16 protein-coding genes and 1 pseudogene are annotated in these 24663 nt (G+C 42.7%); 6 read left to right on the top strand and 11 right to left on the bottom strand.

Going from position 1 to position 24663, the window contains the following annotated elements:
• Positions 1–52 precede the first annotated feature (52 nt).
• The 3 genes from AHMF7616_RS12645 to AHMF7616_RS12635 form a co-directional block, all read right to left on the bottom strand.
• Positions 53–844: a glycoside hydrolase family 16 protein gene (locus AHMF7616_RS12645; RefSeq protein WP_115373210.1), complete on the bottom strand. Its 792-nt coding sequence runs from the start codon at positions 842–844 to the stop codon at positions 53–55.
• Between the two features lie 248 nt (positions 845–1092).
• Positions 1093–1752, bottom strand: a complete 660-nt coding sequence (locus AHMF7616_RS12640; RefSeq protein WP_115373209.1) for a YdcF family protein — start codon at positions 1750–1752, stop codon at positions 1093–1095.
• 82 nt (positions 1753–1834) lie between these two features.
• The gene (locus AHMF7616_RS12635) at positions 1835–3886 is read right to left on the bottom strand and encodes a M13 family metallopeptidase (RefSeq protein WP_115375596.1); all 2052 of its coding nucleotides are present in this window, start codon (positions 3884–3886) and stop codon (positions 1835–1837) included.
• A 283-nt stretch (positions 3887–4169) separates the two neighbouring features.
• Here AHMF7616_RS12635 and AHMF7616_RS12630 point away from each other — a divergent pair, with 283 nt between their 5' ends.
• Positions 4170–5039 (top strand): SDR family oxidoreductase, encoded by an 870-nt coding sequence (locus tag AHMF7616_RS12630; RefSeq protein ID WP_199474208.1) that lies wholly within the window; start codon positions 4170–4172, stop codon positions 5037–5039.
• A gap of 360 nt (positions 5040–5399) precedes the next feature.
• On the opposite strand, the gene AHMF7616_RS12625 is transcribed toward AHMF7616_RS12630, so the two are convergent.
• The 3 genes from AHMF7616_RS12625 to AHMF7616_RS27740 form a co-directional block, all read right to left on the bottom strand.
• Positions 5400–6593, bottom strand: a complete 1194-nt coding sequence (locus AHMF7616_RS12625) for a lactonase family protein (protein ID WP_115373207.1) — start codon at positions 6591–6593, stop codon at positions 5400–5402.
• A 577-nt stretch (positions 6594–7170) separates the two neighbouring features.
• A complete protein-coding gene (locus tag AHMF7616_RS12620; protein WP_317047608.1) occupies positions 7171–7953 on the bottom strand; it encodes an NAD(P)H-quinone oxidoreductase in 783 nt (260 codons plus the stop codon).
• Positions 7954–7964: 11 nt separating this feature from the next.
• The gene (locus AHMF7616_RS27740; RefSeq protein ID WP_317047607.1) at positions 7965–8144 is read right to left on the bottom strand and encodes a hypothetical protein; all 180 of its coding nucleotides are present in this window, start codon (positions 8142–8144) and stop codon (positions 7965–7967) included.
• Positions 8145–8784: 640 nt separating this feature from the next.
• Here AHMF7616_RS27740 and AHMF7616_RS12615 point away from each other — a divergent pair.
• The 3 genes from AHMF7616_RS12615 (at position 8785) to AHMF7616_RS12605 (ending at position 20342) form a co-directional block, all read left to right on the top strand.
• Positions 8785–13068: a hybrid sensor histidine kinase/response regulator gene (locus AHMF7616_RS12615; protein ID WP_115373206.1), complete on the top strand. Its 4284-nt coding sequence runs from the start codon at positions 8785–8787 to the stop codon at positions 13066–13068.
• A gap of 250 nt (positions 13069–13318) precedes the next feature.
• Positions 13319–15532, top strand: coding sequence for a response regulator (locus tag AHMF7616_RS12610; RefSeq protein ID WP_115373205.1), 2214 nt, complete (start codon positions 13319–13321; stop codon positions 15530–15532).
• A gap of 571 nt (positions 15533–16103) precedes the next feature.
• Complete coding sequence (locus AHMF7616_RS12605; protein ID WP_115373204.1) at positions 16104–20342, top strand: hybrid sensor histidine kinase/response regulator; 4239 nt, start codon at positions 16104–16106, stop codon at positions 20340–20342.
• Between the two features lie 559 nt (positions 20343–20901).
• On the opposite strand, the gene AHMF7616_RS12600 is transcribed toward AHMF7616_RS12605, so the two are convergent.
• On the bottom strand, positions 20902–21822 hold the full coding sequence (locus tag AHMF7616_RS12600; RefSeq protein ID WP_115373203.1) for a bestrophin family protein: 921 nt from the start codon (positions 21820–21822) through the stop codon (positions 20902–20904).
• A gap of 177 nt (positions 21823–21999) precedes the next feature.
• Here AHMF7616_RS12600 and AHMF7616_RS12595 point away from each other — a divergent pair, with 177 nt between their 5' ends.
• Positions 22000–22182 carry a hypothetical protein gene (locus AHMF7616_RS12595; RefSeq protein ID WP_115373202.1) on the top strand — a complete coding sequence of 61 codons (183 nt, stop codon included), beginning with the start codon at positions 22000–22002 and terminating at the stop codon, positions 22180–22182.
• A gap of 77 nt (positions 22183–22259) precedes the next feature.
• Positions 22260–22847 (top strand): Fic/DOC family protein, encoded by a 588-nt coding sequence (locus tag AHMF7616_RS12590; RefSeq protein WP_115373201.1) that lies wholly within the window; start codon positions 22260–22262, stop codon positions 22845–22847.
• Here AHMF7616_RS12590 and AHMF7616_RS26400 read toward each other — a convergent pair.
• From AHMF7616_RS26400 to AHMF7616_RS12580, 4 genes and pseudogenes are all read right to left on the bottom strand, one after another.
• Positions 22831–22992, bottom strand: coding sequence for a hypothetical protein (locus AHMF7616_RS26400; protein WP_158546156.1), 162 nt, complete (start codon positions 22990–22992; stop codon positions 22831–22833). The genes AHMF7616_RS12590 and AHMF7616_RS26400 overlap by 17 nt on opposite strands.
• Before the next feature lie 168 nt (positions 22993–23160).
• Positions 23161–23358, bottom strand: a complete 198-nt coding sequence (locus AHMF7616_RS27140; RefSeq protein ID WP_317047606.1) for a bestrophin family ion channel — start codon at positions 23356–23358, stop codon at positions 23161–23163.
• Positions 23349–23402 (bottom strand): annotated as a pseudogene (locus AHMF7616_RS28025) (hypothetical protein); the annotation flags it as partial. The pseudogene AHMF7616_RS28025 and the gene AHMF7616_RS27140, both read right to left, overlap by 10 nt.
• Before the next feature lie 390 nt (positions 23403–23792).
• Positions 23793–24647: an IS3 family transposase gene (locus AHMF7616_RS12580; RefSeq protein WP_115373200.1), complete on the bottom strand. Its 855-nt coding sequence runs from the start codon at positions 24645–24647 to the stop codon at positions 23793–23795.
• Positions 24648–24663: the final 16 nt, after the last annotated feature.

Here is a 24663-nt window from a genome sequence, read left to right as displayed (position 1 = left end):
CTGGCAAGCAGGCGTACCAAACCAAAGATAGCAACCCGAAATTAGTGTTGAATTATTGGTAAACCCGTACGTAATCAATGTAAAATTTTTGTGGTAAGGCCGTCCTATCTATTCCTTTTTGTCCACCCCAGGCACCGCCAAAGGCTAAATTTAAAATTAAGTAAAAGGGTTGATCGTAGGGCCAGACATCGGGCCCGGTACCTTCGTTGCGGAAGCTAAATGCGGTTTTGCCATCCAGCAGAAAATCTACTTTTTCTTTGGTCCAATCGAGGGTATAAATATGGTAATCTGCCTCCGGATTTTTCAGGCCTACTTTCTGGCCTTTATTGGTTTTTTGGGCGTGGTTATACGCTTTGGTGTGAATGTTAAAATGTAACGTATCCGGATCGTAGCCCACGTGTTCCATTAAGTCTAACTCGCCGCAGGCGGGCCAGCCTACCTGGTCATGATTTTTACCTAAAAACCAGATGGCCGGCCAGGTTCCCCGCGCCGAAGGTATTTTGGCCCGCACTTCGATGCGCCCGTATTGCCACTCGTGTTTTCCCTCGGTAGTTAAACTGGCCGAAGTGATGGGTGCTACCTGGCCGTTGGTACGGAGAGAATCCAGCCGCGCTTCTATTACCAAATTTCCGTTTTCCAACCTAACATTCTCCGGCCGGTTGGTGTAATACTGCATTTCTTTGTTGCGGATATAGCCGGTTTCGTAAACCCAATCCTGGAAATTAGGCTGCCCCGTGGCATTAAATTCTTCGCGCCACACTAACTTGCGTTTTTTAATAACTACAGGATTTAACCAGGAAGTAACCGCCAGCCATAGTGCCAAAAGAAAATGCAGGAATAACATGGTTATTTAGATTAAACAATAAATCAGGAACCTTCTTTCAAGGTAAATAGAAATCCGGAAAACTAACCGCTGTACCGCGAGTTAAATTTAAAAAGTATTTTAACGAATAATGCCGCTATTGCCTACTAGCCGGTATCCAATAGATATAAATTTAAAAAAGTAAGCGATCTCAAATTCTTCTCAGAACTGCCAGACTAGCCGGTAAATCGTATTTTTTAAATTTATCTCTTACCGTTGACGAAATACCTTTATTCCGCTATCAGATGATTGGTAAAGCCCTGAGCAATTAATTGTTCGTAAGCGCTCCACACTTCGGCCGGAATAGGTTGATAGGTTTGATAGCCTTTTTCGGGATAAACCTTAATACGTTGCAGGTCGCCCAGCATAATGGCTATTACTTCTTCCGGGGATACTTCTGGGTTGGGGTAATCGGCAAAACTTATCTGCGGCGAAGTTACTAAAATCTCGGTTTGTTTACCGGGCCATTGTTTTTCGAAAGTAGCCAGGGTGCGCCGTTCCATGTAGGGTTTCTGTACCAGAATAAAACGGTTTACCTGTATTTGGCGCGCTTGTAATAGCTGGTACGCTAAAGCTACGTTTTCGCCGGTATTGGTAGATCGGTTTTCGATTAGAATATGCTCCGCCGGTACGCCCATTTGCCGGGCCACGCTGGCAAATTTATCAGCTTCTGTTTCCTGCCATAAACCCAGAGTTAACCGGCCCAAACCGCCGGCCAGGAGCAGCCAGGGAGCGTAACCCTGCAGCCACAGTTCTGCGCCTCGTTCGGCTACCCGCAAGTCGTGGCTCCCCAGCACCATAATGCAGTCGGCAGGTTGAACCGTATGATTTACGTGATGATAATCCCAAATGAGTTGAGCTAACCGAAGCGTTTCTGTGGATAGAGCCATGCTACGAATAAAAATTTTAAAATTTTAGTCGGGCGAGTGGTTACTTCACCCCAAAAAATATTTCCAGATTACGGACGCGCAATTACCAGATTTTAACCCGGAGCGAATCCGGCAGGTACAGTTTCTGGCCGGGCTTAACCCCAAACGCCGCATAGAATTCCGGAATATCCGACATGGGGCCGTTTACCCGTAAATGGGCCGGCGAATGCACATCGGTTAGTATTTGCTGAGCCAGGCGTTCGCCGCGCTGGTGCCCTTGCCAACCCAGCGCGTAACCTATAAAATACCGCTGTACCGGGGTTAATCCCCCAATTGTTTCGTTACTTTTATATTGGGGAGTCTTCTTAAAAGCATCCAGCGCAATGACAATACCGCCTAAATCGGCAATGTTTTCGCCGGCGGTAGCTTTGCCGTTTACGTGCAGACTGTCGAGTACCACGTATTGGTTAAACTGTTTTACGATGCCTTTTACTTTTTTCTTGAATAAAGCTTCATCGGTGGGTGCCCACCAGTTTTTTAAATTTCCCCGCGCATCAAACTGGCTGCCTTGGTCGTCGAAGCCGTGGGTAAGTTCGTGCCCAATGGTAGAAGCGCCGGCGTAACCGTAAATAATGGCGTCATCGGCCTCTTCGTCGCGCAAACCCGGAATGGCAAAAATGGCCGCCGGTAGCACAATTTCGTTATTGCTGGGGTTATAATACGCGTTGTAGGTTTGGGGCGTCATGCTCCACTCCGTGCGGTCCACGGGTTTACCCAGTTTATTTAACTGGTAGCGGTGCCACCATTCGTTGGCCCGCATCACATTTTGCACGTACGACGAGCGGTCTATTTTTAAATCCGAAAAATCTTTCCACTTATCCGGGTAACCTACTTTTTTCTTAATCTGGTGTAGCTTGGTTAACGCTTTTTCTTTCGTGGGTGGAGTCATCCAGTCCAGTTTCTCAATGTGCTCCCGGAAGGCCAATACTACGTTATCCACCATGGTTTCGTAGCGTTTTTTGGTCACAGGCGAGAAATAGTCGGAAACGAACAATTTGCCCAATACTTCGCCCATGGCGTTTTCTTCTTCGTCGAGTACGCGCTTCCAACGGGCCCGCTGGGCTTTACGGCCTTGCATCACAGTGCCATAAAACCGGAAATGTTCGTCGTCGAAAGCTTTGGGTAATTGTTCCGCAAACGTATGTACCAAATGCCATTGCAAATACGCCTGCCAATCGGCCACCGGAGCTGTTTTTAATTGTTGCCCCACCGTCCGGTAAAATTCCGGCTGCCCCACAATTACGCTGTCTTGTTTTTTTACCTGCATCTGGGAGAGCCAGGTTTGCCAGTCTACGCCCGGTGTCAGTTTGTTTACGTCGGCTACGGCCATTTTATTGTAATTAGCGTAAGGGTCGCGCAAATCTTCCAGCTTCCTAGAAGCCTTGGCTAGAGCGGTTTCCAACTTAATTACCCGGTCGCTGTTTTGGGTAGCCGTAGTCTGGTGCTGACCCAGCAAAGTAAACATTTTAATTAAATGCTGGCGGTATTCCTGCCGGATGTTCTGGGTACGTTTGTCCTGTATAAAATAATAGTCCCGGTTGGGTAAACCCAACCCCGATTGCCACAGGTACAAGGCTATTTGTTCGCTGTTTTTAGCATCCTGGTCCACCGAAGGACCAATCAGGGCATTTACCCCCATTACTTGCAGGTGGGCGACTACCGCGGGTACATCGGCATTCGACTTAATGGCGGCTATGCGGTCTAGTTCTGGTTGTAACGGGGATAACCCTTTTTTTTCCAAGGTAACAGTGTCCATGCCCATTCCGTAGAAATCCCCGATTTTCTGATCATTACTTCCTGGTTGGGCGTTTGCCTGAGCTGCATCCTCATTAACTTTGCGCAGACGAGTGTAAATTTCATCTTGCACTTCCCGGCCAATGCTCCAGTTACTTTCCGAGACCGGAATCGGGTGTTTTTTAATCCAGGCACCGTTGGCGTATTGGAAAAAATCGTTGCCAGGCAACACGGTGGTATCGCGGTAACTGCTTACTAAATCGGTAGTTTGCGTGTTATCTTTTGTTTTTTGGGTGCAATTGTCCAGAAGGAAGGAGCTTACAGCCAGTATAATACAAGACAGATAATTCGGGTGATTCATATAAATTTGGTTACAAGTAATATAAGGCCGGTACCGAGCTGCCACCGTTGTCGCAAAAATGCCTGCCTTAATTTGGAAATCTGGGTGCAAGCCGGCTTAAATTTTAAAAAATTGTGATTTGCTTTACTGATTAAATATAGCTGATCTGTTTGATATTTCGTAATGAGGCGGAAGAGCTACAGCCTAACTATTTTGGACACAAGCGGTTTATTTAAAATTCTGCAAATTTTTTAAATTTTAAAATAATCAACCTTCCTGAAGTATATCCGCAAAATTCAGCATAATGCAAACAGATACTATGTTAAAAGACAATGCTTTACAAGGTAAAACCATTATTGTAACGGGCGGCGGCACTGGTTTAGGTAAATCCATGACACAGGTTTTTCTGCAATTAGGCGCCCAGGTAGTTATTACCAGTCGTAAGGTGCCGGTGTTGGAGCAAACTGCTGCCGAACTGCACCAACTTACCGGTGGCGAGATTTTACCGCTAGCTTGCGACGTACGGGATTACAGCGCCGTGGAAAACATGCTGCAAGCGGCGGTAGAGCGATTTAACAAAGTAGATGTATTGATTAATAATGCGGCCGGTAATTTTGTGAGCCCGACGGAGCGCCTCAGCGCCAAAGCTTTTGATGTAGTAACCGATATTGTGTTAAAAGGCAGTTACAATACTACGCTGGCTCAAGGTAAACGCTGGATTGCCGCCCAACAACCCGGTACTATTTTAAATATTGTAACTACTTACGCCTGGACCGGTTCGGGATACGTGGTTCCTTCGGCGTGTGCGAAAGCTGGTGTGCTGGCGCTTACCCGCTCCTTGGCCGCCGAGTGGGCTAAGTACGGCATCCGGTCGAACGCCATTGCGCCGGGACCTTTCCCCACGGAGGGTGCTATGAGCCGCTTGTTTCCACCGCAACTAGCCGAAACCCTGGATCCGGTAAAACGGATTCCGCTGAAACGCTTAGGCGACCACCGGGAATTAGCCAATTTGGCCGCTTACTTAATTTCCGATTACGCCGGATTTATCAATGGCGAGGTAGTTACCATCGATGGGGGCGAGTGGCTTTACGGCGCCGGCGAATTTAATCATTTCGACACTATTCCGAGTGAGCTTTGGGATGCTCTAGCGCAAATGCGCCGGAAATCAGAATAATTTGAAAAATCTTTATACCGGGTAAGCTATTAGGGATAACTGTTGGATAAAGTTTAAAATAAACAAATAATCTTAGCCAGTACAAGCGTTAAAGATGAATGATGAAAATAGATTTAGAAAAACACAGCAACCGGGAAGCAGCTTTTTATTCATTTGCGCAAATCCGGAGCTATTTATAAGCAATTAGAAAAAGAGGGTAAAGATTAGTTTTATACATTCTAATTCCGTAAAATCTTTCGGAAGGCTGGATGAATAAATCTTGTGTTGAGAAGACATCATTCCTCTTTTTCTAGATAGCTGCCAAGATCTGGGAAAGCGATTTTTTAAATTTTATTTAAGCAGAAAGAAATCTTCCAGAATTTAACCAAAATCCGACACAATCCGCAAACACACGGGCTTGGAAACCTGAGCAGAAAAGCCGGTACTGGTTAACTGACCGGTATTGGGGTCGATGCGAAATGTAAATATATCGTTCGAGCGTTCGTTGGCTACTAACAAAATTCTACCCGATGGATCAATGGCAAAATTACGGGGCCAATTTCCCTGGGTGCTCACGTGCTGTACCAACGTCAGCTGGCCGGTAGCCTCGTTAATACTATACACCACTACACTGTTGTGGCCGCGGTTAGAGCCATATAAAAATTTACCGTTCGGCGAAACGTGCACGTCGGCGCAGTAACTTTCGCCCGTAAAGTCAGAAGGTAGCGTCGAAAGCGTTTGAATTTCGGTAAAAGTGCCTTGGGCCTCGTTGTAATCCAGGGCTGTCATGGTAGAGTTGAGCTCACAAATTAAAAAAGCCAGTTTGCCGTTCGGGTGAAAAGTAAGGTGGCGCGGTCCGGCTCCGGGTTTGGTTTGAAAAGCCGGTTGGGCTGCCCGGGTAAGTTTACCATTTTTAGAGTCGAGGCGGTAACCCAATACCTGATCCAGGCCCAGGTCAACCGCAAATATAAAATTGTTTTTGGGATCAGGTAAAATGCAGTGCGCGTGCGGCCCGCTTTGGCGATTAGAGATGCTGCTGCCCTGGTGCTGTTCGTTGCTCACTGCTTTGCGTAAGCTGCCATTCTCCTGAACGGGATAACTTAATACATTGCCCCCGCTGTAATTAGCGACTAAAGCCACTTTTTCGGTTTTATCCAGTGATACATAACAAGGCGAAGCTCCTTCGGTAGCTTGCTGATTTAAAAGACGGAGTTGGCCGGTTTTAGCATCAACGGCAAAAGAACTTACGGCACCGCTCTTGGCATTGTTGAAATTGCCAATTTCGTTTACGGCGTACAAGTGCGTTTTTTTAGCGTTTAAAGTTAAAAAAGAAGGATTTTCACCGCCTTTAAACGCTAATTGCGAAGATAATTCACCGGTAGCGGGGTTGAGCCGGTAACCAAAAATACTATCCTGCTCGGGTTTGGCGTAGGTACCCACATATACAAAATACGAACCGGCCATTTTCTGTCCGGCTTTTCCGCTGGCACAAGCCTGTAAAAACCACGGCAATCCAGCCAACCCCAAGCCGGTATTTTTAATAAAGTTACGACGCGATGTAGTAAATAAACTCATAGAAAGTAGCCTGATTTGACCCGTGTAATTACTTAAAATTACCGTTATCACCAAATTTAATCAGGAGCAATTATACAGCATCTTGCCAGAACCAGCATGGTGTAAAAGTAAAAAAAATTTAAATTTCGATTAAAGAACTGGTTATAAGTAAAAACAGTTCCGGCGTTTTCTCCGCAAGAGATTTCTGCTAAACAGCTTTCTTCTTATTTTTTGAAAACAAAACAATGCACACTGGTTCGTAAATCATCCGGCCTAAATCAGTTACGGGCTTAGAATAATTTACAAATCTTGGTGTTCCGGATAAAATTAATTTTAAAAAATACTGGTTTTGGAGTAAGAGCATGTATTGTAAGTAAAAGGACCAATTAAAAGATACATTCCAATATTGAAAATACAAGGTTAATTCACTGATATTTAATTTATTATATTTTATTTTGTCTTGATACTGGTGGCTTACTACTTGTGTCCATTTACTTATTTAAAATTTACAAGAACAAATTGCCATTTTAGGTACAGTTTATTGCTTTAACTAACTGAGGTTATAAGTGTAAGTAGTAATAAAGCCAGGTGCTTCTGGTTACGACACTTCTAAAACGAGCTTGCCAATGTGGGTGCTGCTTTCCAGGAGGGCGTGCGCTTGAGCTGCCTGAGCTAACGGAAACACCCGGTAAATAAGTGGTTGAAATCTTCTTTGCGCCAGCAAAGGCCAAACCTGTTCCAGAACAGCTGCCGTCAGGTTTGCTTTAAAAACAGCATCGCGCGGTCGCAGGGTACTACCCGTAATAGTTAAACGCCGGCGCATGACCTCCGAAATATTAAAATTACTTTGAGCGCCCAGCATGGCATTGATAAACACTAAACGCCCATCCAAATTTAAAATTTTTAAATTTTTAGGAGTGTACTCGCCACCAATCATATCCAATACAACATCTACTCCTACCTGAGCTAAAACTTCGGCAAAATCTTCGGTTTTGTAGTTGATGGCTTTTTCGGCACCCAAGGCTTCGCACGCTTCACATTTTTCCGGGCTGCCCGCTGTAGCAAATACCCGAGCGCCCATGGCTTTGGCCAATTGAATAGCGGTAATGCCAATGCCGCTGGTACCTCCGTGTACCAGCAAGGTTTCGCCGGCTTGTAATTGTCCCCGTTCAAAAACATTGTGCCATACCGTAAAAACAGTCTCGGGCAGCGAAGCTGCTTCCACAAAAGAATAATTATCCGGTAGGGGCAAACAGTGTCGGGCATCTGCTATTGCGTATTCAGCGTAACCGCCACCTACCAGTAAAGCACAAACTGATTGTCCAATTTGCCATTGCTTTACCTCGGCTCCGCAGGCCGAAATAATTCCGGCTATTTCCAAGCCTGGTATATCTACTGGTGCTCCGGGGGAGGTGGATAATTCCCTTTACGCTGGAAAACATCCGGCCGGTTTACCCCGGCAGCTTTCACCTGGATTAAAACTTCGTTTACTGCCGGAACTGGTGTTGGTCTCTGCTGAATTTGTAAAACACTGGGGGGACCCGGTTGGGTAATAATAACGGCTTGCATCATAATTAATGGCTAAAATAACCTAGGAGCAATCAGTGCTATTTTACCGAAATTAATAGATAAAAGCAAAAAGTTTAAGGCTGGCTATCGAGGAATAAATAATAGACGAAAACTGCTGTATACCGGTAAGTTAGCTAATTGAAATTTTTAAAAAAAACGCAACTGTAAACAAAAGCTTAGGCCCGAGTACAAGGGTTATAAATTAGTAATATTCTTTTCTCCATGATTATTTTACCTTGCATTAAATAGATAATCAGATCGGTATTGTACAAAATATTGCGTCTTAAACTTTTTGGAGAATTATGTATAATTTTTTTTGTATAATTTGCTATTTAAAAGCATATACAGGAGACAATCCTTTTGTTTATCTAATTTTAAGTTTTTAAAGTTTGAAATATTACACCGTATGGGATGCATATAAACAAATAAAAATAATCACATATACTGCCACGTAAGAGAGTTTGCGCTGGAGTTTTATTATATATAATTTTTTAACTAGTGCAAGTAAGGTTAATAGACTGAATATAGGCACCAATTCAAACATCTTTGAGCGAGCAAAATGTTATACCTACGAAGAATAGTGTTTAAAAGCACCTATACACCCAAGTAACCTTTAATTTATCAATAAAGAGAAAAATTCTTTATGCTGGTTTGTTTCTATATGTTATTGTTTTTATTTAATAAATTTTACTGGAAAACAGTTCATGCTGTAGCCGGGTTTTTGTTACTGTTGTTTTTCTTTCCGGTTGTGGCGCAGGTACAGGCTCCGTTAAAGTTTCGTCATATTGCAGGAGAGCAAGGTTTACCACCATTACAAATTATGGCTGTAGTACAAGACCAGCGCGGGTACATGTGGGTGGGTACCAGCGATGGACTAAACCGGTACGACGGTTATACCTTTAAATCTTTTAAAAATAACCCCCAAGATCCTTCCAGCATTAGTAACAATACCGTAGAATCGCTAACGAAAGATGCTGAAGGCAACATTTGGGTAGGAACTTCCAGCGGATTAAATAAATTAAATCCAGAGACCAACCAGTTCACGCGATTTACGCATGGCAAGCAACGGGATGATGAAATTTCTAAAGACGATATTCGAAAGGTATTCATCGACAGCAAAGGAAATATTTGGGTAGGTTCGTTCGTGGGATTGGAGCGGTTCGATCCGCAAACAAAACAGTTTATTTCTTTTTATCTTAGCAACACAGCACAATTTGAGGTAAATGATATTACCGAAGATGAGAAACACAATTTATGGCTGGGTACAACTAACGCCGGCTTGTATTATTTTAATACAACCAAAAAAACCTTTACCAATTTCACTCTTAAAAAAAATAGTGTTACTTCGTTAAGTTTTAATCATGTAAACCGTCTGCTTCACGACCGCCAAGGTCGCTTGTGGGTTGGCACTCATGGAGGCGGATTACATATATATGATCAAAGAAACCGCTCCTTTCAGCATATTACTATTGCTAAAAATATCTTACCCGATGCAACCATATCAGCCCTGACGGAAGATGAAAATGGTAAAATCTGGATCAGTATAGAAAACAGTGGCGTACGTATATTTGATCCGGAAAAAAAGCGCTTTGCAATTTATCAAAACGACGAAATTGATAGAAATAGCCTGAGCAGTAACTCCGTTTATGCCATTTATCAAGACATAGCTGGTAATATGTGGCTTGGCACATTTAATAGTGGTTTAAACGTGTGTACCAAAAAAGGTAATCGATTTAACCACTATAACCATAACTCCTCCCCAACCAGCCTCAGCAATAATCACGTATTACATATAAATGAAGATTCCCGAGACAACCTTTGGATTAGCACGGACGGCGGCGGTTTAAACCTTTTTAATCGTAAAACGGGTCAGTTTTCGCACTGGCGCCATCACCCAAATGATACCACTGGCCTTGCTGGCAACTATGTGCTGGCAACTGCCGAAGACCACGAAGGTAATCTTTGGGTTGGCATGTGGGATGATGGAATTACTATATTAAGCCCCAATGGTAAAGTAATCCGGCATTTAAAACATAACCCTCTTAAAAAAAGCGGGTTAAGCAGCAATAGTGTTTGGTCGCTATTAGTAGCCCGGGATAACCGGGTTTGGATAGGCTCTCTGGGTAGCGGTATTACCATTTATGATCCCCGTACCAAGCAATTTTCTTATTTGCGCCATAACCCAAACGATTCTTCTAGTCTATCGGAAGACGATATTAATGTGCTTTTTGAAGATAGCCAGGGGCGTATTTGGGTCGGTACTTATGGGAGTGGCTTAAGCCAGTACATTCCGGAAACTAACTCTTTCCGGCATTATGCCCATCAGTCTGCCAAAAATAGCCTCACCCATAATAGTGTTTTAGCCATTGCCGAAAATAAGAGCCACCAAATTTTAATTGGCACCACGGCCGGCTTGAATCTTCTCAATCCGGAATCGCATCAATTTACTGCTTTTCCTTCTTTTCAGCAATTTGCCACCGAAACGATCAATAGCATTCTGGAAGATAACTGCGGAAATGTGTGGATGGGTACGAACAGAGGCATTGTCCGGCTCGATAGTAAAATGCAAGGTTTCTCATTGTATACCGTCGCTGACGGATTGCAGGGCAATTTATTTAAAACAGCCGCTTATAAAAGCCGTAACGGAACTTTGTATTTTGGCGGGGATAATGGTCTCAACGAATTTGACCCGTTAAAAATAAGAGAGCAGGAGCCTTTTGCTCCTATCTACCTAACTGATTTTTTAATTTTTAATCGGGAAGTTCCAATTGCTTCTCCGCAGCATCCCCATTCACCGCTACAAAAAGATATTTCGGTTACGCAGGAGTTAACGGTACATTACCGCCAATCAATGCTCACCTTTGAGTTTGCTTCTCTTGATTATTCCGATAAACAATCGTTCCAATACGCCTATCAACTGGAAAATTTTGACAAAAGTTGGAACGTAATCGGTACCAAACGCACCGCTACCTATACCAATCTGCCTCCGGGTAATTACCTGTTTAAAGTTAAAACGATAGATGTGAATGGTAAGTGGTCGACCAGTACGGGTAGGGTGCGATTACGAGTAACTCCTCCTTTCTGGCAGACTTGGTGGTTTCGGGTTTGCGTTTCCGTTAGTATAACTCTGGCCATTATATATGTTTACCGGCGCAGAGCACAAACTATTCGAGCGCAGCAAGAAAAATTAGAAAAACAAGTGCAGGAGCGCACGTCGGAGGTAATGATGCAAAAAGAAGAATTACTACTGCAGGCTCAGGATTTACAAACATTAAACAAAGCTTTACAGCAACAAAAAACGTACGAACAACAGGCGCGCCAAGAGGCGGAGCAAGCCCGGATTGAAGCCGAGAAAGCCAATCAAGCCAAAAGTGTGTTTCTGGCTACTATGAGCCACGAAATTCGAACCCCATTAAACGGAGTAATTGGCATGACCTCACTACTGGCCGAAACTGATTTGAATCCAGAGCAGCAAAACTTTACCCACATTATCCGGCGTTCGGGTAAAAACCTGCTTTCTGTTATAAACGATGTTCTTGATTTTTCGAAGATAGAATCCGGTAATATGGAACTTTATCAGGAAGCATTTTCTTTACGCGATTGCGTGGAAGAAGTGATGGACATGTTTGCCGGCAAGGCGGCTGAACAGCATTTGAACATCATGTATGAGTTAGACGAGTGCTTACCGGTAGAAATTGTTGGTGACAGCGGCCGCTTAAAACAAATTTTAATTAATTTAATAGGCAACGCCATAAAATTTACAGAATACGGCGAAGTAGTGGTAAGCGGGCGGCAACTTCGCTTGACTCCGGAGGGCACCATAGAGATAGCTTTTGAGGTACGTGATACCGGCATAGGCATTACACCTGATAAAGCAAATCTGTTGTTTAAAGCTTTTTCACAAGGAGACTCTTCGACTACCCGCAAATACGGTGGTACTGGTCTGGGATTGGCTATCAGCAAAAAGTTAGTAGAATTAATGGGTGGCGAAATAGCTGTTTCGAGCAAACCTGGCCAGGGTACCACCTTCCGCTTTACCTTCCTCACCACTGCCAGCGCCGCAAAAATCCGGGAGGTGAAACAAGCAATGGAATTGGCTGGAAAAAATATTTTGATCGTGGAAGCTAACGCGTCCCTTCGTCAGATATTAAATCAACAACTTACTCAGTGGCAATTTAATACCTTACTGGCTAATTCCGGATCGCAGTCCTGGGACATGCTCGCTACTCAGGCAATTGATTTAGTGCTCCTGGACCATACTTTGGCTGCTTTAGATAGTTGGGAACTAGTTCAGCGTATTCGGCAGCAATACCCGGCAGTGCCATTAATTTTACTGGATTCTATTAATTGCTCTACAGCTACTCCAAAAGAAGAATTCTGCCGGATTCTTACGAAACCTATTAAACAACAGCAACTGCTACAAGCTATTATTAACAGCCTGCAGCACCTGCCTCAATTGATTACAAGTGAACCGTCGGAAAGAAAGCTATTTACCAATTTTGCGGAAGAACATCCACTGCAAATTCTGGTAGCTGAAGATTACCCGATTAATCAGGTATTTGCCCAAATGGCCTTAGAACGGTTGGGTTACACGTTTGAAATCGTTGAAAATGGCCAATTGGTATTGGAAGCTTTACGAACGAAGTGCTACGATGTGATTTTGATGGATGTGCAAATGCCCGAAATGGATGGTTTGGAAGCTACCCAAACTATTCGGGCGCAAACAGATAAATACCAGCCTTACATTATTGCTACCACGGCCAGCGCTATGAAGGAAGACGAACAGGTTTGTTTGCAAGCTGGTATGAATGATTACATCAGCAAACCTATCGATCTGGATGAGCTTATGCGGGCCCTAGCAAAGGCTTCGTCTGCTGCTAAACACCGGGAAGTTACCAGTAAGATTTATGAACATAGTGTTTTTTAGAACTATCCGAACCTATGCAAAAGTTGGATAAAAATTTGAAATTTATATACTTCCAGCAAGGGGCCTGGAAGTCGGATTAAAAAATAACAAAGCTACGGTACTTAAACTAAACCCGTAAAATCAACCAGGAGTAAAATATTGTTTTTTAGCCCCGGAAACAACTTTTATCCTACCTGCTACGCTAACTACTAATATCATTTAATTAATAGACTTCAGCTTAGCCCCGAGAACAAAAAATTACCCCATTAGCATGAAGCACACAAAATTAATGCAAAACAACCCAGCTGGTGATTATAAGGAAACTGTAGTACGAAGCCGACAAATGATTATCATCGTTTTATTTATTTTAGCTGGAAACTGTCTTGTTAAATTATTTTTTGGTCTGCCGGTATCGGCAGTTCTTATGGGAATTATGTTTAGTATTTTCCTGGGTTTGCTGGTGATTAGTAATTTTGGTTATTTAAGGCTTATCCGGGCGAGTAGCTTTATTACGATCAGCATTTTTCTGGTACTTGTTGCTTATGTAGAGGGTTTACAGGCCTCTGCTCATTTGTATTTACTTACCCTGATATTTATAGTGCCGCTTATAGGTGAAAATAATAATCTGTATAACAAAGAAAATATACTCTACTTCGTATTATTTGTGGTGTGTTACTGCGTATGCATCTATTTTGTAGAAGAACGAAGCAATATCCAGTTTATCAGTGAAGCTTCTTACCACTTTATTTCACGAGTGAACAATACGTTGGTAGTTCTGATGTGTACTTCTTCTTGTATACTGCTGCTCTACAACGAAAATAAATATTATGCAACTTTATTAAATGAAAAAAACAAAGCCGAACAAGCCTTGCAGCAAGCAGAAGGGGCTCGCCGGGAAGCTGAAAAAGCAAATCAAGCCAAGAGTGTTTTTTTAGCAACTATGAGCCACGAAATTCGAACGCCATTAAACGGGGTAATTGGCATGACCTCGCTGCTGGCCGAAACCAATCTGGATGCCGAACAACGTAACTTTACTGAAATTATCTGTAGTTCGGGTAATAACCTGCTTTCCGTAATTAACGATATTCTCGATTTTTCTAAAATAGAATCGGGTAATATGGTGCTGGAAGAGGAATCCTTTGATCTACGTGATTGCATTGAAGAGGTATTAGACATGTTTGCCGGTAAAGCTGCTCAGCAACGTATTGACTTAATGTACCAGTTTGATTGCCAGATACCCCCGCAGATAACCGGTGACAGTACCCGGCTGAAACAAATTCTGATCAACCTGGTTGGAAATGCTTTTAAATTTACTACCGAAGGCGAAATAGTTGTCAGCCTCCAACATTTAGGTCAGCGGAATAATGGTCAATTAGAGCTAGCTTTTGAAGTACGGGATACCGGAATTGGTTTTTCACCAGAGCAAGCAACTCATTTATTTAAAGCATTTACGCAACTCGATTCGTCTACTACCCGCAAATACGGCGGAACCGGCCTTGGCTTAGCTATTTGCACCCGGTTAGCAAGACTTATGGGAGGTGCTATATCTGCCATTAGCCAGCCTGGACAGGGGGCCACTTTCCGGTTTACAATTTTAACTAAAGAAAGTCACCGCGTGAATCAACCGTATACGGGGCATAACAGCGTGGACCTGCAAGGGCGTCGTATCCTGATTGTAGATGATAATGCGACTAACCGGAGTATTCTGCAAAAACAACTAAGTTATTGGCAGTTTGTTCCCGTGCTTACCGAATCGGGGGAGGAGGCTTTGGAACAACTCCGTACGCAGTTATTTGATTTAGTAATTACCGATATGCATATGCCCGGCATGGATGGACTGGAACTGGCTCAGTTAATAAAAAAACAGTACCCCCATATGCCGCTAATGTTGTTAAGTTCTATTGGAAATGATAGTGAAGCAAAAGCCACCGGGCTTTTCCGAAGCGTACTAACTAAACCGGTAAGACAGCGACAATTGCGGCAGGAAATTACAAATAGCCTGCAACCAGAGCAAAAAGAGGAAAAATCACAAAAAACTGAAAATAAACTGGTCAGCAATTTTGCTGATCAGCATCCGCTTCGGATTTTGATTGCTGAGGATAATCCGATTAATCAGATGTTTGCGCAAATGGCTTTAGAGCGGTTAGGCTACCAGCCTGAACTGGCTGAAAATGGCCGCTTGGTTTTAGCAGCCTTACAGACCACCTCTTATAATACTATTCTAATGGATATACAGATGCCGGAAATGGACGGTTTGGAAGCCACCCGGATAATCCGCTCTAAAGGTGAGAGCGCCTGGGAGCAGCCTTACATTATTGCTACTACGGCGAACGCCATGAAAGAAGACGAGCAAGCTTGTTTACACGCAGGTATGAACGCCTATATTAGTAAACCCATTGACGTAGACGAACTCATGAAGGCCTTGCGGAAAGCGGCCGCTATTGTACGACAGCGGGAAGAAAGCAAAGAAGGACAAAGTGCCTGATACGTTTATCCAAAAGATTTTGATAAAATTATACTCTTTTTAATATATGAGTTCTTAAACAGCGATTTAAAACAGTAATGACTAGCTGAAGCAAAAGTGCAGTAGTCTGATAAATAATTTTTTCATGATATGTCTGCAACTTATAGGATATATTAAATTGAAATTTATTGCCTTTTAAAATATTAGTATTTAAATGCTTGTATTATTTATGGCTATTATAATTAATTTTAAATTTTTTAAAACCACAATGTTGTAATTCACTAGTTTTAGCTAAATTAGATTATTGGATAAAACTTGTACTTTACAAGGAATGAGCCAGCGATTATAATTCCATTTTATAAATATTAATTATAAATTTATTGTAAAATATTCAATTCTAAATCATAAGTTTTTAGTATAAATATTTATTTTAATTTTTTCCTGCTTTCGGAAAAGAAGGTCTCAGAATGACATAAATTCACAAAAGGCCTGATTATATTAATAATTGCTGCAATTACTTTCATCGAAATTCAAGCATTAACTCTTTAAGAATTTCCTTTGCTTTTATAATTAGTGCCCGACCTTGTTTATAATGAAACGATTTCTTTTTTATGTAGTTTTTAATTTTGTCAGTCTGGCGGTTTTCGCCCAACAACCTGCCATTAAATTTACTCATTTATCAACCTTAGATGGATTATCGCAGAACTCGATAGCTTGCATTATCAAAGATAAAGAAGGTATTATATGGTTTGGAACCCAGGACGGTTTGAATAAGTATGACGGGTATACCTTTACAGTTTACAGAAACGATCCTAAAGATCCTAAAAGTTTACGTGCCAATGATATTGGAGCGCTGTATGAAGATAAGCAAGGTAATTTATGGATTGGATCTAATGGAGGTGGTTTAAGCCTTTACAACCGGCAAACAGATTCTTTTATTCATTTTATCGAGAACCCTAAAGACCAACAGGCGCTAAGCGATAAATCGGTAATGTCTATTCTGGAAGATAGTAAAGGCAACTTCTGGGTGGGAACTTACAACGGCTTAAATTTATTTAACCGCAAAACCAAAAAGTTTACCCGGTATACAAGCAATCCCCAAGATCCTTCCACCTTAACTAATTCCGAAATTCAATCAATTTTTGAAGATAGAAAGGGAAACTTATGGGTTGGTACCACTAAGGGGCTCAATCAGTTTAATTATAAAACTGGGGCTTTCAAACATTTTCTTAGTAGTGCCCATAAACCGGCAAGTATAAGTCACAATTACATTAAATATATAAACGAAGACAGCCGGGGAAATTTGTGGATTGGTACGAAAGGAGGCGGTTTAAATTTATTTCATCCGGCTACCGAGGGGTTCTCCTACTTTATGCATAATCCGAAAGATCCGGCTAGTATACGAAGCAATATTGTGCTTTCTATAGTTAACGCTGGCTCCGGAAAACTTTACGTGGGCACTGAAGCTGCCCTGGAAGTATTTGATACACACACTGGCACTTTTACCCATTATACGAAAGAACTGTACAACACTACCAGTTTAAGCAGCAATTCCATTTTATCGATTTTATTGGATAGGCAGGGCATCTTGTGGGTTGGCACTTATTCCGGAGGTATGAATAAATATGATCCTAATTTGTATCAGTTTGAAATATACAAAAACCACGATCCGGATAAAAATACCCTAAGCTCCAACTTAGTAACTTCCTTTGCCGAAGCTCCTTCTGGTAATATTTGGGTTGGTACAGATGGCGGGGGGCTGAACTTATTTAATATAAAGACTAAGAAATTTACCCGCTATTTATCCCAGCCCAATAATTTAAATTCCTTAAGCAATAATTCGATACAAGCTCTGCTGCAAAGCAAAAAAAGTACTGATTTATGGATTGGAACCTATGAGGGAGGACTAGACAAATATGACTTTATTAAAAATAAATTTACCCACTATACAGAAGAGAATGATTCTTATCACCTGAACAACAATTCTGTTTTTGCGCTTCTGGAAGATAGGCACGGCAATATTTACATAGGTACCAACGGAGGTGGCTTAAATGTTTTTAATGTTAAAACGCAACGCTTTATTAAGTACCAACACGACCCGCTTAATAGCAACAGTTTAAGCGAAAATTACATTACCAGCTTACTCGAAGATAACACCGGGGCTATTTGGGTTGGTACCTATTCTGGTAGCTTAAATGTATTTGATCCGGTAACCCAGCAGTTTACCCAATATAACCGGCAAAATAGCAATATTAGCAACGTTATTATTAACACTCTTTTTAAAGATAGTAAAGATAATATATGGGTAGGGACCATCGGGGGAGGACTTAATTTATTTAACCCTAAAACTAAAACGTTTACTGTTTTTACCCAGCACGACGGTTTACCTAACAATGTAATCAACAGTATTATTGAAGATGATAATGATTTTTTATGGTTAAGCACCAATAATGGTATTAGCCGATTTAATCCGAACAATAAAACATTTAAAAATTATAGTTTGTCCAATGGGTTGCAAAATTATGAATTTTCGGCAGCTTCGGGTCTGAAGTCTAGCACCGGAGAAATATATTTTGGCGGTATAGAAGGATTTAACGTACTGGATCCGCGTAATTTGTCGGAAAATCAAAATATACCCCCGGTTATTCTTACCGATTTTCATTTATTTAATAAGTCCGTATCTATCGGAAAAAACTCTCCTTTAAAACAGCATATCAGTCAAACCAAAACGCTAACCTTACCCTACGATCAAGCCGTTTTTGCGCTGGAATATGCCGCCCTGAATTATACCGTACCGGAACATAATCAATACGCTTACATTTTGGAAAATTTTGATAAGCAATGGAGTTATGTGGGAACGGAACGAAAAGCTACCTATACCAATTTAAACCCCGGCGAATATACTTTTAAAGTAAAAGCGGCTAATAACGATGGCGTATGGAATGAACAAGGAGCTACCCTGAAAATAATAATTACTCCGCCTTATTACATGACCTGGTGGTTCCGGTTACTGATAGCCGGTGTTTTAGTGGGTGGAGCATGGGGATATTATCACCACCGAATGCAAATTATCCGGCAACAACAGATTATGCTGGAACAGCAGGTGCAGGAACGTACCGCCCAGGTAAGCCGGCAAAAAGAAGAACTGGAAACCCAGGCTACTAATTTGTTACAATTAAATAAACAATTGCAGAGCCAGCAGCAATACGAAAAGCAGGCGAAAGAAGAGGCAGAGCAGGCCCGCCAGGAAGCGGAAAAAGCGAACCAGGCTAAGAGTATATTTCTGGCTACCATGAGCCACGAAATCCGGACACCCCTGAACGGGGTAATTGGGATGACCTCTTTGCTGACGGAAACTCATCTAGATCCGGAGCAGCGCCACTTTGCCGACATTATTCGCCGGTCGGGCCAGAGCTTGCTTTCCGTCATAAACGATGTGCTGGATTTTTCAAAAATCGAATCCGGTAAAATGGAGCTGGATCCTCAACCTTTTGATCTGCGGGTGTGCCTGGAAGAAGTGCTGGAATTATTTGCCGATAAAGCAGCCCAGCAGCAGCTCGAATTATTATACGACCTGGACGAAAACGTACCATTATCGATTGTGGGTGATTGCGGCCTTCTGCAGCAAATTTTAATCAACTTGGTCGGAAATGCCCTGAAATTTACTTCACAAGGGGAGATTGTAGTTGAGGTAAAATCGGGTGAGGTGCGCGAACACCATCAGCTGGAATTAAGCTTTAGCGTGCGCGATACAGGCATCGGCTTTTCTCCGGAAAAAGCAGCCAATTTGTTTCAGGCCTTCTCGCAACTCGATTCTTCTACTACCCGCAAATACGGGGGTACCGGCCTGGGGCTGGCTATTTGCAAAAGGCTGGTAGATCTGATGGGTGGACAAATAAGCGCCAATAGCCAACCGGGTCAGGGAACCAATTTTTACTTTACCATTCAGGCGCAGCTAGCTCCGGAAACCAAAGCGACCACTGAAGAAGAACCAACCGGTGATTTACAAGGAAAAGCTATTTTGGTGGTAACCGCTAACGCCACTTACCGCGAACTGTTGCAAAAGCAACTTCGCCACTGGCACTACCATTCGGTAGCGGTTCCTGCGGCCCGCGAGGCATTGGCCGTAATAAAAGAACAAGACTTTGATTTAGTGCTCACGGATCGCTATTTACCCGGTATGGACGGTATTTCGCTGGCACTGGCTTTGCGGGAAGATCAACCTCATTTACCGTTGGTTTTATTATGCAGCCTGGGTAATGACCTGAATTCGGAATCCCGAGGTCTTTTTACCGCTGTTGTAAGCAAACCCACCAAATACCAAACCTTGCAAGGAGCGTTAGCCAACAGTTTGCTACATCAACCTTTTGAACAAGAACTAATGCCGGCTGAGCAGAAGCTTTCGTCGAGATTTGCCGATAATTATCCTTTACGGATTCTGGTTGCCGAAGATTATCCAATTAACCAGATGTTCGCGCAACTGGTGCTCGAGCGATTGGGTTACCAGGTTGTAATGGCCGAGAATGGCGTACAAGCCTTGACCGCCTGTAACCATACGCATTACGATGTAATATTAATGGACGTGCAGATGCCCGAGATGGATGGGCTGGAAGCTACGCGGGTGCTTCGCGCTCAGGAAAGCAGTCATCAGCCGTATATTATTGCTACTACCGCTAGTGCGCTCTCCGAAGACGAACAAGCTTGTAAACAGGCGGGCATGAACGCGTACATCAGCAAGCCAATTGACCTGGATGAGCTTATGCTGGCTTTGCAAAAAGCGTTTACGTTTGTACAATCAGCAGAATTAGAGCGGATAGGAAAAGAGGTGTAATTATTTTAAAATTTTTTTAAAGTTTTATAAAAGTATAGCTATTCTGAGTGGCCAGTTAGGGTTGCCTCGGAACAGCTGTTTTTTTATTGATAATGATCAAATTGAAGTTAGTAGTTTCCATTGTAGACTGTAAGATAGTTCTTTTGGAGCCTTTGCAAGTCTCCAGGCTCGGGTGCTATCTAGGTTGATCAGTAACCCGTTTGCCTCGTGGCCGGCGGGCCTCGTTTGGCTCTTCCGCCCTCGCTAGCCTTCCTTTCCTCGACTCCGTCTGCGGAATGCTGCTTTGCAGCACCGGAATCCTAGCAGGTGCTCCACAGCCAAACTGGTGTCAGCTGCGTTTAGCTGCGGCTTTTCGGGCGCAACTGGTTTAAAGGTAAAGTACTTAATTTATTTGCAGTAGCTACAACGAACTACAAGAGTCAGAATAATTTCCTCCGGTATGAGATTCATCAATAAGGCGAATCTACTTTAATCTAATTTTGTCTTTGTACTTATTACCTGCTAAGTGCTACCTGATACTTGCTACCTAAAACCTGCTACCAGGAAACAGAGTTGAAAACTAATCGGCAAAATAGGGCTTTTTCCTTTTTGGGTAAACCGGGGCTTCCTGACCGATCATTTCCAGGAGCGAGGTTTCTATGGTTTGGCAAATGGTATTCAGGGGCAAATCGTTGGGCTCTACGCCAAAAGGTTCTTCAATTTCGGTAACAATGGCATCCAGGGCAATAAACGTATAACCCACAAAAACGGTCATTATCGGGGTCATCCAACCAATGCTATCTACTAAACCAAATGGCAGCAAAAAGGAATAAATGTACACGGTGCGGTGCAGCAGCACGCTGTAGGTGTAGGGGATAGGGGTGCTGGCAATCCGTTCGCAACCACCCACAATTCCGGATAGTTGGTTCAGGTTTTGGTCGATGGCAGCCTGGATAATGGAATCAATCTGGCCTTCTTGTTTTAGTTGCTGTACCCACAAGCCCATTTCTTGTAATAACCGGATGGGTTTAAAGGTAACATTTTGCAAAGCTTGGGCTAGGTCGGGTGGGAGCAGCCGTTGCAAATCCGGGGTAGCATCGGTGTAGCGTAGCTGGTGTTTTAAGGCGTAGGTAAAAGCTAGGAGCAAACGGGTAAAATAGTGTACCGGCTCGGAATGGGCGGGTAAATGGGTTAAGGTAATAGCCTGCCGGGTAAGCGACCGGGCATCAATGAGCAAGGCGCCCCAGAGTTTATGGCCTTCCCAGAACCGATCATAGCTGGCGCTGTTCCGGAAACCTAAGAAAATAGCCAGGGCTAAACCGATTAAAGTAAAAGGCGTGGGATTCAGTGGAATTTTATACGCGAAGAACTGCCCCCGGAAATACACAATGAATGAGGAAAGCAGCAACAAGGCCACTAAGCGCGGTAAAATTTCCGGCAGCACCGACCCATGCCACACAAACAGCATCCGGAACCAATTTCTTTTTTCTTTTATAATCATGGTAGAAATTAAGCGGCCAAATGTAGAGAGTGTGTTTTGAAAAACCTACGAAACAACCGCCGTCCGAAGCGGTAAGCGGTTTATTGTTTTTTTGCCAGTGTTTAGGATGCCGGATGAACAATACTTTTAAGGTAGACTAACTGAAAAAAATTCCGTAACTTAATAAATTATAAAACCATGCTGACTAAGGAAAAAGTAATTAGGAGTATACAAGATATGCCGGATAAATTTTCAATGGATGAATTAGTAGATAAATTAATTCTTTTGCAGAAAATAGAAACCCGCTTGGAGCAATCTATAAAGAAAGAAGTGTTTTCTACGGAAGAAGCCAAAGAAATGCTGAAACAATGGACTAAGTAAAGTGGGCTCGTCAGGCAATTTTATTTAAGTATAAATCTTAACTTGAGTATTGTGATTAATGCAGCCGTTGTTACCTTATGAAGTATGAATTGCCCGGTTCGCAAGGAGAAATATTGCCTAATCTACTTGGCTTAAAAACCGGAGATGAAGTTGCCTTAGCCGAGTTCGAAGGATTTTTAAAAGCCGAAATCCTCTTAACCGAAGCCTTAACGAAACGGACCAAGTTTAACATCGCCTACATTCTTAAAATACATAGGTTAGCGTTAGGACATCTATATAGCTTTGCAGGTAAATACCGCGATGTAAATATTTCAAAAGGCGGTTTTCCATTTGCGGCAGCCCGGTTTTTAGCGCAAACCATGCAGGACTTTGAAGAAGAAGTTTTGCGTAAGCTGCCGAACACCTACGAAAGCAAAGAAGTATTAATACGGGATATAGCAGTGGTACATGGGGAAATATTGGTTATTCATCCTTTCCGGGAAGGGAACGGCCGTACTGCCCGAATTCTGGCCAACCTTATGACCCGAAAGCAAGGCTACCCGGCTTTAGAATTTGAGAAAGTAGGGGAAGAAGAATTTGAATTTTATATAGCTGCCGTTCAAAAAGCAGCCGAGAAAGATTATAGCCCGATGATAGCCTTTATAAAGGCTATTTTCCCAGACTAGCTTCTATTTTTTTTAAAGTAACTTGTGCTACCTCGGGTGAGATATGGATGCCCTCTATTTTAAAAGATGCCAGCATCGATTGTAAAATCTGCTGTCTTTGTAAAGCTTTATCCTGGTCCTTAGTGGTGGCCGTTTTCGTTTTCATAACTCAATTTACGTAAAATAACGAAAACAGGCTATACCTATTCTCTGCTTAATTCTGGCTCAACCTGGCGAGTGAGTAAATAAAGCAATTTATATAAAAATGTGCCTTTATAAACAAACGGGTGAGTGACCGGGAATCGATGAGCAAGGCACCCCAGAGTTTACGTCCTTACCAAAACCGGTCGTAGCTGGCATTGTTCCGGAAACCCAGGAAAATAGCCAAGGCCAAACCAATTAAAGTAAAAGGTGTGGTATTCAGCAGAATCTTATATTCAAAAAGCTGCCCCGTAAGTACACAATTAAAGACGAAAGCAGCAACAAAGCCACCAAGCGCGGTAGAATTTCCGGCAACACAGACCCGTGCCACACAAAAAGCATCCGGAACCAGTTACTTTTTTCTTTTATAATCATGGTAAGAATTTGGCCGGTAAGATTAAGAAACTATCATATAAAAGCCAGGAGAGTACTGGCAGCTTTGATATGATAAGCAGATTTTAATTGTCTTATGATATAGACTTGTTTGGGGATTAGTTGGAAAATAGTAGCTACAACGGTTTATTAAACAAAGTATGTACTTGTTGTTCTTTAACCAAATAATCAATTAATGGTTTGTAAGTTGAATTACTAACGTGAGAAGGATACCAGTCAGAGTAAGAGTTGTTAAGAAGGTGATATTTAATTAAACGATCTTCTTCTAACAGTACCCACAAATTATGAGTTGCTCTATTCATGAATCCTGTTAAACCATTCATTCTTAAACCTTCAATGAGGTGTGTTGAAAAAGACGGACAGTTAATTTGCTTAGTTGTTAGAATATAATTGTTCAAATTTAACTGGACTTAGGTAATTTAAGCTGGAGTGTCTTCGTATTGGATTGTAATACATTTCAATATACTCAAAGATTTCGGTTTGGGCATCTTCTTTATTATCAAAAGCCCCCTCCTGCATCAATTCCGCCTTAAAGCGACTAAAACAGGACTCCATAAAAGCGTTATCATAAGCATTACTAGCCCGGCTCATACTCTGGCTAGCCTTCTTATCACCCATCAATTTCCGGAAGGCATTGCTGGCATATTGCCCACCTCGGTCGGAGTGGATAATCAAGCCTTCCTTCACCGACCGGCTCTGATAGGCTTTTCTAAAAGCGGCTATTACCAGTTCTTCTTTCATATTATCCCCCAACTGCCAGCCGACTATTCGGCGGGAGAATAAGTCCAGCCATACCGCCAGATACAGAAAACTACCAGTAGCCATAGCAATATAAGTGATATCTCCCACCCAGACCTGATTCGGAGCCTCAGGGAAAGGCTGCTCTAACAACAGGTTAGGACTTATCGGGTAAGGGTGCCGGCTATCCGTCGTGCGAGGAACAAAGCTGCGCGGCTGGATGGCCCGGAGTCCGTGCTTTTGCATCACCTGACGAATCCGGTAAGAGCCAGCGTTTACTCCCTTTTCTTTCAGTTCAGCTAGCAGGCGTCTAACGCCATAACGACGGCGGTGTTTCTGAAAAGTATCGATGATAGAAGTTTGCATCTGGTTTTCTGTTTGATTATTGCGCTTTGATTTTACTGATAACCAGCTATAATACGCACTGCGGCTTAGCTGAAGCACCTGGCATACTACCTGTACCGGCCATTTTTGGGTATGCTGCTGCACAAAACGATACCGTTCT

The sequence above is a fragment of the Adhaeribacter pallidiroseus genome, assembly GCF_003340495.1.
GTDB lineage: Bacteria > Bacteroidota > Bacteroidia > Cytophagales > Hymenobacteraceae > Adhaeribacter > Adhaeribacter pallidiroseus.
Note: the sequence above shows the minus strand (reverse complement) of the source record. Positions and strands in the feature narration are given on the sequence as shown.

Excerpts from the sequence above, each read along its gene's own strand:
- AHMF7616_RS12645 (WP_115373210.1), bottom strand. The coding sequence starts at position 844 with ATGTTATTCCTGCATTTTCTTTTGGCACTATGGCTGGCGGTTACTTCC.
- AHMF7616_RS12640 (WP_115373209.1), bottom strand. The coding sequence starts at position 1,752 with ATGGCTCTATCCACAGAAACGCTTCGGTTAGCTCAACTCATTTGGGAT.
- AHMF7616_RS12635 (WP_115375596.1), bottom strand. The coding sequence starts at position 3,886 with ATGAATCACCCGAATTATCTGTCTTGTATTATACTGGCTGTAAGCTCC.
- AHMF7616_RS12630 (WP_199474208.1), top strand. The coding sequence starts at position 4,170 with ATGCAAACAGATACTATGTTAAAAGACAATGCTTTACAAGGTAAAACC.
- AHMF7616_RS12625 (WP_115373207.1), bottom strand. The coding sequence starts at position 6,593 with ATGAGTTTATTTACTACATCGCGTCGTAACTTTATTAAAAATACCGGC.
- AHMF7616_RS27740 (WP_317047607.1), bottom strand. The coding sequence starts at position 8,144 with ATGATGCAAGCCGTTATTATTACCCAACCGGGTCCCCCCAGTGTTTTA.
- AHMF7616_RS12615 (WP_115373206.1), top strand. The coding sequence starts at position 8,785 with ATGCTGGTTTGTTTCTATATGTTATTGTTTTTATTTAATAAATTTTAC.
- AHMF7616_RS12610 (WP_115373205.1), top strand. The coding sequence starts at position 13,319 with ATGAAGCACACAAAATTAATGCAAAACAACCCAGCTGGTGATTATAAG.
- AHMF7616_RS12605 (WP_115373204.1), top strand. The coding sequence starts at position 16,104 with ATGAAACGATTTCTTTTTTATGTAGTTTTTAATTTTGTCAGTCTGGCG.
- AHMF7616_RS12600 (WP_115373203.1), bottom strand. The coding sequence starts at position 21,822 with ATGATTATAAAAGAAAAAAGAAATTGGTTCCGGATGCTGTTTGTGTGG.
- AHMF7616_RS12595 (WP_115373202.1), top strand. The coding sequence starts at position 22,000 with ATGCTGACTAAGGAAAAAGTAATTAGGAGTATACAAGATATGCCGGAT.
- AHMF7616_RS12590 (WP_115373201.1), top strand. The coding sequence starts at position 22,260 with ATGAAGTATGAATTGCCCGGTTCGCAAGGAGAAATATTGCCTAATCTA.
- AHMF7616_RS26400 (WP_158546156.1), bottom strand. The coding sequence starts at position 22,992 with ATGAAAACGAAAACGGCCACCACTAAGGACCAGGATAAAGCTTTACAA.